The organism is Breoghania sp. JC706, assembly GCF_037026715.1.
GTDB lineage: Bacteria > Pseudomonadota > Alphaproteobacteria > Rhizobiales > Stappiaceae > Breoghania.
Map to the genome: position 1 here is coordinate 1 of NZ_JBANCG010000015.1, position 14,188 is coordinate 14,188.

15 protein-coding genes and 1 pseudogene are annotated in these 14,188 nt (G+C 65.8%); 8 read left to right on the top strand and 8 right to left on the bottom strand.

Annotated elements, in window-relative coordinates; all coding sequences use genetic code 11:
- A pseudogene (locus tag V2L18_RS22165) lies at positions 1–312 on the top strand (chemotaxis protein); the annotation flags it as partial.
- A 107-nt stretch (positions 313–419) separates the two neighbouring features.
- Here V2L18_RS22165 and coaA read toward each other — a convergent pair.
- From coaA to hisB, 7 genes are all read right to left on the bottom strand, one after another.
- The gene (gene coaA, locus V2L18_RS22170) at positions 420–1,373 is read right to left on the bottom strand and encodes a type I pantothenate kinase (RefSeq protein WP_336180594.1); all 954 of its coding nucleotides are present in this window, start codon (positions 1,371–1,373) and stop codon (positions 420–422) included.
- 220 nt (positions 1,374–1,593) lie between these two features.
- The gene (locus tag V2L18_RS22175) at positions 1,594–1,917 is read right to left on the bottom strand and encodes a phosphoribosyl-ATP diphosphatase (protein ID WP_336180534.1); all 324 of its coding nucleotides are present in this window, start codon (positions 1,915–1,917) and stop codon (positions 1,594–1,596) included.
- 101 nt (positions 1,918–2,018) lie between these two features.
- Positions 2,019–2,810 carry an imidazole glycerol phosphate synthase subunit HisF gene (hisF, locus tag V2L18_RS22180; RefSeq protein ID WP_336180535.1) on the bottom strand — a complete coding sequence of 264 codons (792 nt, stop codon included), beginning with the start codon at positions 2,808–2,810 and terminating at the stop codon, positions 2,019–2,021.
- A gap of 2 nt (positions 2,811–2,812) precedes the next feature.
- Complete coding sequence (hisA, locus tag V2L18_RS22185; protein ID WP_336180536.1) at positions 2,813–3,550, bottom strand: 1-(5-phosphoribosyl)-5-[(5-phosphoribosylamino)methylideneamino]imidazole-4-carboxamide isomerase; 738 nt, start codon at positions 3,548–3,550, stop codon at positions 2,813–2,815.
- Positions 3,551–3,588: 38 nt separating this feature from the next.
- Positions 3,589–4,242: an imidazole glycerol phosphate synthase subunit HisH gene (gene hisH / locus V2L18_RS22190; protein ID WP_336180537.1), complete on the bottom strand. Its 654-nt coding sequence runs from the start codon at positions 4,240–4,242 to the stop codon at positions 3,589–3,591.
- Positions 4,239–4,739 (bottom strand): DUF2628 domain-containing protein, encoded by a 501-nt coding sequence (locus tag V2L18_RS22195; RefSeq protein ID WP_336180538.1) that lies wholly within the window; start codon positions 4,737–4,739, stop codon positions 4,239–4,241. Before V2L18_RS22195 ends, hisH begins: the two co-directional genes overlap by 4 nt.
- Before the next feature lie 6 nt (positions 4,740–4,745).
- Positions 4,746–5,339 (bottom strand): imidazoleglycerol-phosphate dehydratase HisB, encoded by a 594-nt coding sequence (gene hisB / locus V2L18_RS22200; RefSeq protein ID WP_336180539.1) that lies wholly within the window; start codon positions 5,337–5,339, stop codon positions 4,746–4,748.
- A gap of 212 nt (positions 5,340–5,551) precedes the next feature.
- Here hisB and pyrF point away from each other — a divergent pair, with 212 nt between their 5' ends.
- Positions 5,552–6,259 carry an orotidine-5'-phosphate decarboxylase gene (gene pyrF, locus V2L18_RS22205; protein ID WP_336180540.1) on the top strand — a complete coding sequence of 236 codons (708 nt, stop codon included), beginning with the start codon at positions 5,552–5,554 and terminating at the stop codon, positions 6,257–6,259.
- Between the two features lie 191 nt (positions 6,260–6,450).
- Here pyrF and V2L18_RS22210 read toward each other — a convergent pair whose 3' ends face one another.
- Complete coding sequence (locus V2L18_RS22210) at positions 6,451–7,581, bottom strand: iron-containing alcohol dehydrogenase (protein WP_336180541.1); 1,131 nt, start codon at positions 7,579–7,581, stop codon at positions 6,451–6,453.
- A gap of 470 nt (positions 7,582–8,051) precedes the next feature.
- On the opposite strand from V2L18_RS22210, the gene V2L18_RS22215 reads away from it, so the two are divergent.
- The 6 genes from V2L18_RS22215 to pdxA all read left to right on the top strand — a co-directional run bounded on the left by V2L18_RS22215 (position 8,052) and on the right by pdxA (position 13,969).
- Positions 8,052–8,507 (top strand): tripartite tricarboxylate transporter TctB family protein, encoded by a 456-nt coding sequence (locus V2L18_RS22215; protein WP_336180542.1) that lies wholly within the window; start codon positions 8,052–8,054, stop codon positions 8,505–8,507.
- Between the two features lie 67 nt (positions 8,508–8,574).
- Complete coding sequence (locus V2L18_RS22220) at positions 8,575–9,531, top strand: tripartite tricarboxylate transporter substrate binding protein (RefSeq protein ID WP_336180543.1); 957 nt, start codon at positions 8,575–8,577, stop codon at positions 9,529–9,531.
- A 90-nt stretch (positions 9,532–9,621) separates the two neighbouring features.
- Complete coding sequence (locus tag V2L18_RS22225; protein WP_336180544.1) at positions 9,622–11,121, top strand: tripartite tricarboxylate transporter permease; 1,500 nt, start codon at positions 9,622–9,624, stop codon at positions 11,119–11,121.
- Complete coding sequence (locus V2L18_RS22230) at positions 11,118–12,005, top strand: dihydrodipicolinate synthase family protein (protein WP_336180545.1); 888 nt, start codon at positions 11,118–11,120, stop codon at positions 12,003–12,005. The genes V2L18_RS22225 and V2L18_RS22230 overlap by 4 nt, the downstream gene beginning before the upstream one ends.
- The gene (locus V2L18_RS22235) at positions 12,002–12,964 is read left to right on the top strand and encodes a phosphoglycerate dehydrogenase (RefSeq protein WP_336180546.1); all 963 of its coding nucleotides are present in this window, start codon (positions 12,002–12,004) and stop codon (positions 12,962–12,964) included. The genes V2L18_RS22230 and V2L18_RS22235 overlap by 4 nt, the downstream gene beginning before the upstream one ends.
- Before the next feature lie 24 nt (positions 12,965–12,988).
- Complete coding sequence (gene pdxA / locus V2L18_RS22240; protein ID WP_336180547.1) at positions 12,989–13,969, top strand: 4-hydroxythreonine-4-phosphate dehydrogenase PdxA; 981 nt, start codon at positions 12,989–12,991, stop codon at positions 13,967–13,969.
- The last annotated feature ends 219 nt before the right edge of the window (positions 13,970–14,188 follow it).

Genomic DNA, 14,188 nt, shown 5'->3' on the forward strand with positions numbered 1-14,188 from the left:
CTTGCCGTGGGAGCGATCAGCGAGATCACCCATACGGTGAACCAGATCAACGAGATCACCTCCGGCATTGCGGCCGCCGTCGAACAGCAGGGTGCCGCCACCACGGAGATCGCCCGCAACGTTCAGGAGGCCTCGCGCGGCACCCAGGACGTGTCGGAAAACATCGAGGGTGTCTCCCAGGCCGCCGACGTCGCCAACCAGGCGGTGGCGATGGTCGCGGACGCGTCCGTCGCGCTGGAAAAGGAAGCCTCCATGCTGCGCGACCACGTGGGTTCGTTCCTGAACTCCATCAAGGACAGCGACGCCGCCTGAACCTGCGTGTTCACTTTCCGAATGAAGCGACAGGAAAAGGCCCGCCGAGATACTCGGCGGGCCTTTTTCATGGTCGTTTGGCGCGCACCCGCCGGGTGGCGACGATCTCAGATCTTGCGCAGAGCGACCCGCTCGATGGAGTGGTTCGCCGACTTGGTCAGGATCAGGTCGGCGCGCGGGCGCGTCGGCAGGATATTCTCCGACAGGTTTTCCAGATTGATGTTGGTCCACAGGTCATTGGCGATATCCATCGCCTCCTTGTCGGTGACCTTGGAATACTTGTGGAAGTAGGACCCCACGTCGCGGAAGGCGGTTTCGCGCAGCCGCATGAACCTCTGCACGTACCAGTCGTGCAGCACCGGGATCTCCGCATCGATATAGACGGAGAAGTCGAAGAAATCGGAGACGTAGGGCACGGCCTTGCCGTCGCGCGGCAGCTTGGACGTCTGCAGCACGTTGAGCCCCTCCACGATCAGGATGTCCGGCCGGTCGATGAAGATCGACTGCCCCGGCATCACGTCGTAGTAGAAATGGGAATAGACCGGCGCGCGGACATTTCGCCGTCCGGCCTTGATGTCGGAGAGAAAGTGCAGCAGCTCCGGCAGGTCGTAGCTCTCCGGAAAGCCCTTGCGCCGCATCAGCCCTTCGCGTTCGAGAACGGCGTTCGGGTAGAGGAAGCCGTCCGTGGTCACCAGATCGACCTTGGGGCTCGCCGGCCAGCGGGCGAGAAGCGCCTGCAAGAGGCGCGCGGTGGTGGACTTGCCGACCGCGACAGATCCCGCCACGCCGATGATGTAGGGGACCTTGTTGTTGTTGGTTCCGAGAAACTTCTTGGTCGCCAGATGCACGCCCTGCATCGCCTCCACATAGAAGGAGAGCAGGCGCGACAGCGGCAGGTAGATGCGCTCCACCTGGGCCAGCGAGACCGGATCGTTGAGGCTCTGGAGGCGTCGAACTTCCTCCGCCGTCAGCGTCATCGGCGTGTCGGCGCGAAGCCTGGCCCATTCCACTTCGGAAAAGGTGGTGTAGGGAGAGAGTTCCGCCGGTAGCACTTCGTCCATGCATTCACCGCGCAAGGTGTTGCGCGCTCCAACCAGATCCTGCATTTCGGGCCCATTCGCCCGCGTGGGGTTTCCTCGCCATGCGCGGGTTTGATCAGGAGCGCGCCGTTCGGCGATCATGATCGTGGAAAATGGCCGGAAGGAAGCCCTCGCCGACCTGCCCACCCGGCCGAAACGCGCTCAGGCCCCTCCGAATTCCCCTTGCCGGATGATGAAAACCCTATTCCTTCGGCCGCGAGGCCTTCTCCTCCAGGCCGCTCTGGCCGGTCCGCCCGGCAAGTTCCGCCATCACATCGTCAAGCGGCACGTTCGACGCCTCCAGCACCACGCACAGGTGATAGAGTAGGTCGGCGGCCTCCGACGTCACTCCCGCGCGGTCGCGCTCGACGGCGGCAATCGCGGTTTCCACGGCCTCCTCACCCAGCTTCTGGGCGCATTTGGCGATGCCCTTGCCGATGAGCTTGGCGGTGTAGGAGCCCGGATCCCCGGAGCGCGCGCGCCTGGCGACGATGTCGGCGAGATCGTTCAGCGTGAAATCGGACATGGCAGGCCTTGATCGTGGGGACCGGCGGCAGGCGCGGTCACGGGGCGCGCGCGCATCTCGAATGCCCCTTTGAAGCGTACGGAACGCGTGCGCCGCATCATTTAGGACAATTTCGCGTCCCCGTCGAGGCGCATCGGTATGCCGGCAGCCGCCATGTGGCGCTTCGCCTCGCCGATCGTGTAGGTCCCGAAGTGGAAGATCGAGGCGGCGAGCACCGCCGTGGCATGGCCGTCGCGGATGCCTTCGACGAGATGATCGAGCGTGCCGACCCCGCCAGACGCGATCACCGGCACATGCACCGCATCGGCAATGGTGCGGGTCAGTTCGATATCGAAGCCGACCTTGGTGCCGTCCCGGTCCATGGAAGTCAGCAGCAGCTCGCCGGCGCCGAGCTCCACCACCTCCTGCGCGTATTCGACCGCGTCGATGCCCGTCGCATTGCGCCCGCCGTGGGTGAAGATTTCCCAGCGCCCCGGCTCGCCTTCCCCGCTCACCCGCTTGGCGTCGATCGCCACGACGATGCACTGGTTGCCGAATTTCTCCGCCGCGCGACGCACGAACTGCCGGTCCTTGACCGCCGCGGTCATGATCGAAGCCTTGTCGGCGCCCGCTTTCAGCAACGCGCGGATGTCTTCAACCGTGCGCACGCCACCGCCGACGGTAACCGGCATGAAGCACTGCTCGGCCGTGCGTTGCACCACGTCGAGCAGGATGCCCCGGTCCTCGTGGCTTGCGGTGATATCGAGGAAACAGAGTTCGTCGGCCCCCGCCGCATCGTAGGCCTTGGCCGCCTCCACCGGATCGCCGGCATCGACGAGATCGACGAAATTCACGCCCTTGACGACACGGCCGTCCTTGACGTCGAGACAGGGAATTACGCGGGCCTTGAGCATGGTCAGTTACCTCGTGCCGCCTTGATCAGCGCCAGCGCCTCGGCTGGATCGAGCCGCCCGTCGTAGAGCGCCCGGCCCGAAATCGCGCCCTCCAGAATGGCGCAATCGGGCTCCAGAAGCCGTTTCACGTCGTCGATGGAGGCAAGTCCGCCCGACGCGATGACCGGAATGGAGACGGCGCGCGCGAGCTCCAGCGTGGAAGCAATGTTGAGCCCCTTCAGCACGCCGTCGCGGTCGATGTCGGTGTAGATGATCGCGGCGACGCCGGCGTCCTCGAAGCGTTGCGCCAGATCGACGGCGGTGAGTTCGGAGGTCTCCGCCCAGCCTTCCACCGCCACCTTGCCGCCGCGGGCGTCGATGCCGACGGCGACGCGGCCCGGATGCGCCTTGCACGCCGCCCTGACGAGATCGGGATCGCGCACGGCCACCGTGCCGAGGATCACCCGGCGGATGCCCTTTTCAAGCCAGGCATCGATCTGCGCCATGGTGCGGATGCCGCCGCCGAGCTGCACCGGGTTCGTCGTGGCCGCGAGGATGCGGTCGACGGCCTCTCCGTTGCGGCTTTCGCCCGCAAACGCGCCGTCGAGGTCGACCACGTGCAGCCACTCGAAGCCCTGGTCCTGAAAGGTTCTGGCCTGTGCGCCGGGGTCGTCGTTGAAGACGGTCGCCTCGGCCATGTCGCCAAGCTTCAGGCGCACGCACTGGCCGCCCTTCAGGTCGATCGCGGGAAAGAGGATCATGGGTCTGTCCGTATCGGCAGCCGGCCCGCTTTCAGGGCTTACGGCTTCCATTTCAGGAAATTGGCGATGAGGGCGAGGCCGAGCTGCTGGCTCTTTTCCGGGTGAAACTGGGTGCCCACCATATTGTCGCGCCCGACCATGGCGGTGAACGGTCCGCCGTAATCGAAGCTCGCCACCACCTCTTCCGGCCTGTGCGCCTCAAGGTGATAGGAATGCACGAAATAGGCGTGGCGTCCGTCGGGCCCGGTGGGGATGCCGGCGAGGACCGGATGGACGTCCGCGCCGACGTTTATCGTGTTCCAGCCCATGTGCGGGATCTTCAGGCTCGCATCGTCGGGCTTCATTATCACCACGTCGCCGGCGATCCAGCCGAGCCCCTGGCTCGTTTCGTATTCGAGCCCGCGCTCGGCCATCAGCTGCATGCCGACGCAGATGCCGAGGAACGGCCGGCCTTTCGTGATGACCGCCTCGCGCAGCGCCTCGTCCATGCCGGAAACGGCGGCAAGTCCGCGCCGGCAATCGGCGAAGGCGCCGACGCCCGGCAGCACGATGCGGTCGGCGGCCGCCACCACATCCGGATCGGAGGTAAGGCGGATTTCCTCCGCAAGGCCGTTGTCGCGCGCCGCGCGTTCGAAAGCCTTGGTCGCGGAGTGCAGGTTGCCGGAACCGTAATCGATGATGGCGACGGTCATCGCGTTGCCTCCGGAAACAGGCCGATCACCTCGTCGGAGGGCGTCGGGACGCGAGCGGGAGGAGCCTTCCGGCCGTCGGCCGCGGGGGGCGTGAAACGGCCGGCCGCCGGCGCGGCGGGTTCCGGTCCCTTCCAGGCGGAAAAGAAGCGTATCTCGCATTCGTCGCGGTTCGCGCCCGCCACCACGCCGGCCATCCGCCAGCCGCGCCGCTCCAGCGTCCAGCGGCGCAGGCCGTTGGCCTCCAGCGAAAACAGCAGCGAGAAAGCGAAACCTGCGACGAACGGTGCAACCCCGCCGATGAGCTCGCCGGCGCCCGCAACGAGGATCGCCAGCACCAGATAGCCGACCAGCACCAGCCAGAGGCCGCGAAAGAGAAGCCACGGCACGGCGAAGAAGAAGGCGGGCCAGCAGAAGCCCTCCTTGACGAAGACGACTTTGGTCGCATCCCGCTCGGCATCGTCCGAGGGCGGCGGCGTCATCACCATGAAAGCGCTCATGAGCGATCAGTCTCCCAGCCGGCCCTTGGTGGAGGGCACGCGCGCGCCCTGGCGCGGATCGAGCGCGATCGCGCCGCGAAGCGCCCGCGCGACCGCCTTGAAGCAGGTCTCGGCGATATGGTGGCAGTTCGTGCCGTAGAGATTGGCGATATGCAGCGTGATCCCCGCATTCATCGCGAAGGCGCGGAAGAACTCCTCGAAGAGCTCGGTGTCGAAATCGCCGATCTTCGGCTTGGAGAATTCCACCTGCCAGACCAGAAACGGCCGGCCGGACACGTCGATCGCGCAGCGCGTCATCGCCTCGTCCATCGGCAGGTGCACGTCGGCATAGCGCGTGACGCCCGCCATGTCGCCAAGCGCCTGGCGCACCGCTTGGCCGAGCGCGATGCCCACGTCCTCGGTGGTGTGATGAAAATCGATATGCGTGTCGCCGGCCGCGCGCACGGTGATGTCGACCAATGAATGCCGGGCGAGCTGCTCCAGCATGTGATCGAGAAAGCCGATGCCGGTCACCACATCATAGGCACCCGTGCCGTCCAGATTGACGGTCACCTGGATGTCGGTTTCCTTCGTGGCGCGCGTGATCGAGGCGGAACGCATGCGGAATCCTTCAAGTGCGAGGCCGGACCTTGAGTGTCAAAGGCAGTGTCAAGGGAGCGCAGGCTTCTTAGCAGCCGAGCGGGGCGAAGAAAATAGCGCTGAACGTCAGTTGCGGCAGGCATTGCGCGCGCAAGGCCGATTCCCTCCCGTGCCGGGATCGACTAACCATAGGCCCGTTCCCCTGTCCCGGGACCGATTCGAGGAGCCAGCCGATGTCTTTCCAGCCCCAAACCGCTACCGATCGGCTCATCCTGCCGCTCGACGTGCCCACCGTGGAGGAAGCCCGCGCCATCGTCGCGGAAACGAAGGGTGCGGTCGGGGTCTACAAGGTCGGCATGCAGCTGCAGTTCGCCGGCGGCCTGCCCTTCGCCGAGGAACTGGCCCGCGAAGGCCACAAGGTCTTTCTCGACGTGAAGCTGCTCGACATCGACAACACGGTGGAACAGGCGGTGCGCAACATCGCGAAGATGGGCATGACCTTTGTCACCATCCACGCCTACCCGAAGACCATGCGCGCCGCCGTTGCCGGGCTTGGGGGCGCCGGTCTCTGCCTTCTGGGCGTGACCGTGCTCACCTCCATGGACGACGAGGACGTGAAGGCGGCGGGCTATGCCGGATCTGCGGCCGAACTTGTAAAATCGCGCGCGGTCGCGGCACGGGCCGCCGGCATGGGCGGCATCGTCTGTTCGCCGCAGGAAGTGGGCGACTTGCGCGATCTCGTCGGCCCCGATCTGGTGCTGGTCACGCCCGGCGTGCGCCCGGCCGGATCGTCGGCGGATGACCAGAAACGCGTGATGACGCCGGGCGATGCCATCCGCGCCGGTGCCGACTATCTCGTCTGCGGCCGCCCGATCACCGGCGCCGCCGACCGCCGCGCGGCGGCCGAGGCTGTGGTAGAGGAAATCGCGGCGGCCCTTTGAGAGAAGTGGAAAGCCGGCCCGTGACGAGGTGGACAGGTCCCGGCCGTCCGCCTTTGCCAAAAGCCGTCATTGCCCGGCGAAGTCCGGGCAATCCAGCACGATCCTTGCGCGTTGAATGCGCTGGATCCCCCGGACTTCGCCGGGGGATGACGATAGAGGGCTCTTGAAGGTTTCGCGGGGAGGTGCCGGCCTCACCAGGCCCTTTCGTAGATCGCCAGGATATCCTCGACGCCGAGATCGACCGGGTTCCAGTCGAGAAGCCGGCGGATGCCGTGGGCATCCTTCGCCATCTCGGCGAGATCCTCCTTCGGCACGCCGTGCGCGCGAAGCCGCATGTCGAGCTGAAGCGCGCGGCAGAACTCCATCGCGCCGTCCAACACCTGCTCTGCGCTGCCGGTCTCAAAGCCGAGCGCGGCGCCGACATGCGCGGTCTTTTCCGCCGTGGCATCCGCGTTGGCCGCCAGAACGTGCGGGAAAATCAGCGCGTTAGCGATGCCGTGGGCGATCTTGTAGCGCGCCAGCGGGTAGGAGACGGCATGTCCGGCCGTTGTGTTGACCGGGCCGAGGCATACCCCGCCGTAAAACGCGGCAAGCGAAAGCCCGGCGCGGGCCTCCGTGTCGGATCCGTCGTCGACGGCGCGCTTCAGGTACTTGCCGACAAGCTGGATGCCCTGCAGCGCATAGGCGTCGATCAGCGGATGCGCGCGCTTGGAGGTATAGGCCTCCACGCAGTGGGCCATCGCGTCGACACCGGTCGCGGCGGTCACGAAGGCCGGCACGCTTTCCGTCAGCGCCGGATCGATGATGGCGATATCCGCCAGCATGTGGACGCTCTCGGTCGCGATCTTGGCGTAGGTTTCAGGATCGGTGATGAGCGCGCGCGTGCCGACTTCGGATCCGGTGCCGGCCGTTGTCGGGATCTGCGCCAGCCCGACCTCGCGCGCCGGCGCCCGGTTGGGGCCGGAAATGTCTGCAAGCTGAACGTCGCGCCCCACCATCACGGCCACGAGCTTGGCGAGATCCATAGCCGAGCCGCCGCCGAAGCCGATGACGAGATCGGCGCCTTGCGCCGCCGCCACTGCGCGTTCCAGCATCGGAAGGTCCGGTTCGCCCGTCACGTCGCCGAAACAGGCAACCTTGCCGGAGCCGGGCCGATCCAGGCCGAGCCGATCGATCCGCGCGGCGTTGACCGGGTCCGCCACCACGAAGGGGCGCCGAAAGCCCCGGGTCTCGGCCCAGTCGGCAAGGCGCGACAGCGTCCCTGCGCCAAAGTGAAGCACCGGCGGTCTTTGCAGTTCGATGGGATTGGTCAATTCGAGCATCACGATCTCCGACAGGTCCGGGAGTGAATTCCGGGCGCGGAGCACCCGAATTCGTCAGCACGTGCCGCCTTTCCACCTGTCTCGAAACGCCGTTCCCGGCAGGCGGCATGCTCGCGGAATCCGACAGAAAATCATCTCTGCATCAAAATTTGTCAATTGGTATAAATGGGCTTCGTGCCCGACATGCAGTCTTTCTTCCAGCCCGCCCTAAATATCTGATTTTATATTAACTATATGATTTTATAAGTAAAAATATGGAGCCTCAACCAGTCGAAATACCGTGAAAAATCGGGAATTGCCCAATGAAATTGCGAAAGACCAGAGATTGAGCATACATGTGGATTTATAATTTGACATCTAGAGGCGAGCTGCGCATTCTTCCCTTCGCCCATGAAGCTGGTTAGGGAGGCGCGGGCAGGTCGGCCTGCGGCCGGTCTGAAAAGCCCCAGTCAAGGACACCCATGGTCGGGATGGATTCTCGAAAAAGCGATGTCGTCATCGGCGCGGTCATACTGGCCTTTTGCGCCTTTGCCGCCTGGCGGACCACTTACGTGCATTCCGCGCCGACCGGCACGGTTGCCGGCTCGGCATTCGTGCCCTGGCTCGCCATAGCGCTCATTGCCGCTCTTGCGCTGATCCTCATCGTGCGCGCGCTCATGCACATGAAACTCGGCGGCGCCGACGAGCCCGTCAGCCTGCCCGGCCGCGCGACCTTCGCGCGCATGGGGCTGTTTGCGGCGCTCATGGTCGCCTACGCGGCCGCTTTCATGGCCATCGGCTACATTCCCTCGACCCTGGTCGCCTTCGTGGCCGGCCTGGTTCTGTTCGGCGAGCGCCGTCCGCTGGTGCTGATCCTCTTGCCCTGCATCGCGACGACGGCCGTCTACTACGCTTTCACCACAGTTCTGAACGTGTGGCTGCCCTGACCGGCCGTCCCGGTCGCGCGGTGCGCAGCAACGGATACGTCACGAACACGATACGGAGGAAACCGACGTGAAGCGGAAACTGATTATCGGAATGACCCTGGCCCTGATGGCGGCTCCCGCCGCGGCCGCGGACTTCCCCTCCCGGCCCATCCAGGTCATCGTTCCCTATTCTGCCGGCGGCAGCACCGATTTGTCGCTGCGCGTGGTCGCCGACACCTTCAAGCGGCTTTATGACGGCAAGCAGTTCGTTGTGCGCAACCAGCCGGGCGGCGGCGGCGCCATCGGCACCTCGGCCACCGTGCATGCCCGTCCGGACGGCTACACGCTGGGCGCCGGCGCGCAAGGGCCCATCGCCATCCTGCCCCACCTCGGCGGCACGGACTACACGCTCGATGATGTCGAGTTCGTCGGCCTCTTCGGGCGCAGCATCCAGGTGATGGTCGCCTGCAAGGGCGCTCCGTTCGACGATTTCGAAAGCTTCTTCGAGTACGCCAAGACCAAGGCGCCGCAGATCGGCAACTCCGGAGCCGGTGGCGCCAACCATGTGTCGGCCCAGGCCTTCGCCGACGAAGCCCACATCAAGATCGAGAACGTGCCCTACAACGGCTCGTCCGATGCCCGCACGGCCTGCGTCGGCGGTCACATCGACGCCATGGTCGCCTCTCCGGCCGAAGCGCTGGCCCAGTCCAAGGCCGGCAACATGAAGCCGATCTTCGTGATGGAGCCCAAGCGCATCGACCTCTTCCCCGACACGCCGACGGCGGTGGAAAAGGGCATCAACTTCACGTGGTCCTCGTGGAAGGGCATCATCGCGCCGAAGGGCATTCCGGAAGCCGATCTCGCCTTCCTGCGCGAGGCGGTGAAGAAGATCGCGACCGACGATGAGTTCGTCAAGAAGATGACCGACATGGGCGAGTTCGTGACGTACGAGGACGCGGCCACCTTCAAGGCGCGCGCCGAAAAGGACAGCAAGTCCGCCGAACGCGTGCTCAAGGACATCGGCATGTACGGCATGAACAAGTAGGCATCGCCAGACGAAATCCCGGGCCGGAACCGCCGCAAGGACGGCTCCGGCCCGACGTTTATCAAGAGACATCAAGACAGGCCGCTGGTCATGGAGACGCTCGCCTATCTCGCCCCCCTGTTCCACATCGACGTGCTCGGCGCGATCATGCTGGGCACGCTCGGGGGTCTCGTCATCGGCGCCCTGCCGGGCCTGACCGCCACCATGGGCGTGGCGCTGCTCATTCCGCTGACTTTCGGCATGCCGGCGGTCATGGGCCTCAACATGCTGATCGGTATCTATATCGGCGGCATCTATGGCGGCTGCATCTCCTCCATTCTGCTGAGGACGCCCGGCACTCCGGCCTCCGCCGCCACGGTGCTCGACGGCTATCCGATGGCGCAGAAGGGCGAGGCCGGCAAGGCGCTCGGCATGGCGACCATCGCCTCCACCATCGGCGGCCTCGTCGCCGCCGTGGTGCTCGCCGCCCTTGCCCCGCAGCTTGCCTCCATCGCGCTGCAGTTCGGCGCGCCGGAATATTTCGCGCTGGCGCTGTTCGGCCTCACCATCATCGCTTCGCTCTCCGGCGATCTTCTCAAGGGCGCCATTTCCGGCCTGCTCGGCATCCTGATCTCCTGCGTCGGCGCCGATCCGATCTCCGGCGTGCTGCGCTACACCTTCGGTGTTTCCGGCTTTGCCTCGGGCTTCGCCTTCACTCCGGCCCTGATCGGCCTCTTCGCGCTGTCGGAAGTGTTCACGCTGATGGAGCGCATGGCGCGCGACGAGCCCAACATCCAGCCGGTGCGCGGCCGCTGGCCCTCGTGGCAGGACATGCGCGAGAGCCGCGGCGCGCTGATCCGAGGCTCGCTGATCGGCACGCTGATCGGCATCATCCCGGGCGTCGGCTCCGGCACCGCGTCGTGGATCTCCTACAACGAGGCGCGCCGGTCTTCGCCGACGCCTGAAAAGTTCGGCACCGGCTATGCGCCGGGCATCGCGGCGACCGAGAGCGCCAACAATGCCGTGTGCGCCGCCGCGCTCATTCCGTTGCTGGCGCTCGGCATCCCCGGTGACGTCGTCACCGCCGTCCTCATGGGCGGGCTGATGATCCAGGGTCTTGCGCCCGGACCGATCATGTTCCAGACCAACCCGGACGTGATCGTCGGTATCTTCGGCGGCACCTTTCTCGCCACGATCTTCATGTTCATCTTCGGCATGGCGCTGATCCCTCTCTTCAGCCGCATCCTCGCCGTGCCGCGCCACATCCTGGCCGTGGCGATCATGATCTTCTGCTTCATCGGCTCGTTCGCCATCAACCTGAACCCGGTCGACCTCTACACCATGGTCGGGTTCGGCGTGCTCGGCTGGTTCATGCAGAAGTTCGGCTTCAGCCAAGCGGCGCTGTGCATCGCGATGATCCTCGGCCCCATGCTGGAGGCGAACCTGCGCCGCGGCCTGATGCAGACCCATGACGATCTGTTCGCCTTCGCCTCGGGCCCCCTTACCATCCTGTTCCTCACCCTGACGGTCCTCTCGCTCGGCTGGCCGGTTCTCTCCCGGTTCCTCGCCCGTCGCCGGGAGGCCAAGACCATGACCCTGGAAACGAAATGACCAAGTCCGCCTATGTCGCCCTCGTGACCTGTTTCAACGAAGACGAGACCATCAACTTCGAAGCGACGCGCGCCCAGGTCCGACGCCAGGTCGCAGCCGGCAACAACATCCTGTGCGCCGGCACCAACGGCGATTTCTCCGCCCTCACCTTCGAGGAGAAGGTGAAGCTCACCGAGGCCGTCGTCGACGAGGTTTCCGGCAAGGCCAAGGTCATCGTCAACGCCGGCATGCCGGCCACCTTCGAGACGGTGAAGCTCGCCCGGGAGATCGACCGCGTCGGCGTCGACGGCATCGCCGTGATCACGCCCTTCTTCATCGCCTGCACGCAGGACGGTCTGGAGCGCCACTTCACCACCGTCGCCGATGCGGTGAAGACGCCGATCTACCTCTATGACATCCCGGCCCGCACGCAGAACCACATCGAGCCGGAAACGGCCCGCCGGCTCGCCGACCACGGCAACATCGCCGGCATCAAGGATTCCGGCGGCAAACAGGACACGCTGGAGGCCTACATGGCGATCGGGCGCGAGGTCGAGGGCTTCGACGTCTATTCCGGCCCCGACCACCTCGTCCACTGGGCGCTGCAGAATGGCGCCGCGGGCCCCATCTCCGGTCTCGGCAACGTGATGCCGGAAGTGCTGGCGCGCATCGTCTCCTGCTTCAATGCCGGCGACGAGGCGGGTGCGGCCGCTGCGCAGGAAGCCTACACGGCGCTGCGCGTCGATCTCTACGCGCTGGGCTTCCCGCCCGCCATGGTCAAGCGCGCGCTGTGGGTGATGGACAATTCCGTCGGCGCCAGCCGTCAGCCCGCCCTGCTGCCGAACCCCGAACAGGACGCGCAGATCCGCGCCATCCTCGTCAAGCACGGGCTCCTTGGCGCATGACCACGATCCTCACCACCTCCCCCGGCTTCGGCAAGCACGGCCGCGTGCCGGACCTGATCAAGGAAAAGGGCTGGACGCTCGTCCGTTGCGTCGACACGGCCAAGCCCGATGGCGGTACGTCGGAGCACATCGCCGAGGCCGATTTCCTGGTTGTCGGTCTCGTTCCGGTAAAGGCGGAAACGCTTGAGGGCGCGGCAAAGCTCAAGGGCGTGCTGAAGCACGGCGTCGGCGTCGACAACATCGACATTCCCGCCTGCACCGCGAAAGGCCTGCCGGTCGTAAACACGCCGGGCGCCAATGCCGATGCAGTCGCCGAACTCAGCCTGGGTCTGATGTTCGCGCTCGCCCGCAACATTCCCGCCGGCCACGCCTCGGTTGTCTCCGGCGGCTGGGACCGCAAGGTCGGCACCCAGCTCGGCGGCAAGGTGCTGGGCATCGTCGGTCTCGGTAACATCGGCCGCAAGCTGGCGCTGAAGGCGCGCGGCCTCGGCATGAAGGTGGTCGCCACCGACCCCTATGCCGACCGCGCGTTCGCCGCCGCGAACAATGTCGAGATCGTCGAGCTGGACGCGCTTCTGAAGGCGTCCGACTACGTCTCGCTGCATGTCTTCGGCGGGGCGGGCAACGCTGCCCTCATCAATGCGGAAAAGCTCGCGCTGATGAAGCCGACGGCGTGCCTGCTCAACCTGGCGCGCGGCGAGGTCGTCGATCTCGATGCGGTCGCCGAAGCGCTTTCCGCCGACAGGCTCGGCGGCGTCGCGCTCGATGCCTTCGTCAGCGAGCCGCCGGATGTGAGCCACCCGGTCTTCGCCCATCCGCGCACGGTGTGCACGCCGCATTCGGGGGCGGATACGAAGGAGTCGGTGGAGAACATGGGGCTGATGGTCATCGAGGATATCCAGAGCATTCTCGACGGCAAGACGCCCGGCCGCTGCCTGAACGCCGCCGATCTCGCCTGACCTGCCGCCCACTGGAGTTGAGACATGAACGACAAACCCATCGTCATCACCATGGGCGATCCCTCTGGCGTCGGCGCCGAGGTGACCGTCAAGGCCATGACGAGCCTTTCGGATGCCGAGCGTGCGCGCTATGCGGTGATCGGCGACTTCGACACGCTGGAACGTGCCCGCGACGTCTGCGGCCTGACGCTCGCGCTGCATGCCCATGGCGAGGCGGCACCCGCCGGCTCACTGGCCGTGGTCCATGTGCCGGTCGCCGATCTGCCGGGTCGCTTCGGCGTGCTGTCGCCGGCCTGCGGCGAGGCATCGTTCCGCTATGTCGACACGGCCGTGAAGATGATCCAGGCCGGCGAGGCGGCCGGCATGGTCACCGCGCCGATCAACAAGGAGGCGCTGAATGCCGCCGGCCATCACTATGACGGCCACACCGGCATGCTGGCGCACCTGACCGGCTGCAAGAGCTCGTGGATGCTGCTGGCCTCCGATACGCTGAACGTCATCCACGTCTCCACCCATGTCTCTCTGAAGGACGCCATCGGCCGGGCGACGCCGGAGCGCGTGCTGGAGACGATCCGCACCGGCTACAACCACTTCCGCCGCATGGGCGTGGAGAACCCGCGCATCGCGGTCGCCGGCATCAATCCCCATTGCGGCGAGAACGGCCTGTTCGGCCGCGAGGACGACGAGCAGATCGTGCCGGGCATCAAGCAGGCGCAGGCCGAGGGCATCGACGTTTCCGGCCCGATCCCGGCCGACACGGTCTATCACCGTGCCAACCAGGGTGCGTTCGATCTGGTCGTCGCCCAGTACCATGACCAGGGCCACATCCCGATCAAGCTGATCGCCTTCGACACGGCGGTGAACGTGTCGCTGGGGCTTCCCATCGACCGTTCCTCGGTCGATCACGGCACGGCCTTCGACATCGCCGGCACCGGCAAGGCCAACCACACCAACATGCTCTCCGCGCTCTCCTACGCGGGCAAGCTGGCGGCCGGGCGCAGCTGAAGCGATCCTGCCGCCATCATCCCCCGGCTTCGTCCGGGGGATTCAGCGTTTTTCGAGCGGAAAACGCGCTGGCGGCCCGTCCTTCGAGACGCCCGCTTACGCGGGCTCCTCAGGATGACGTTGTATGCGTTGATGTATTTCGCCGAGCCAACAACACGATAACGTCATCCTGAGGAGCCGTCGCAAGACGGCGTCTCGAAGGATGGGCCACCCGATCAA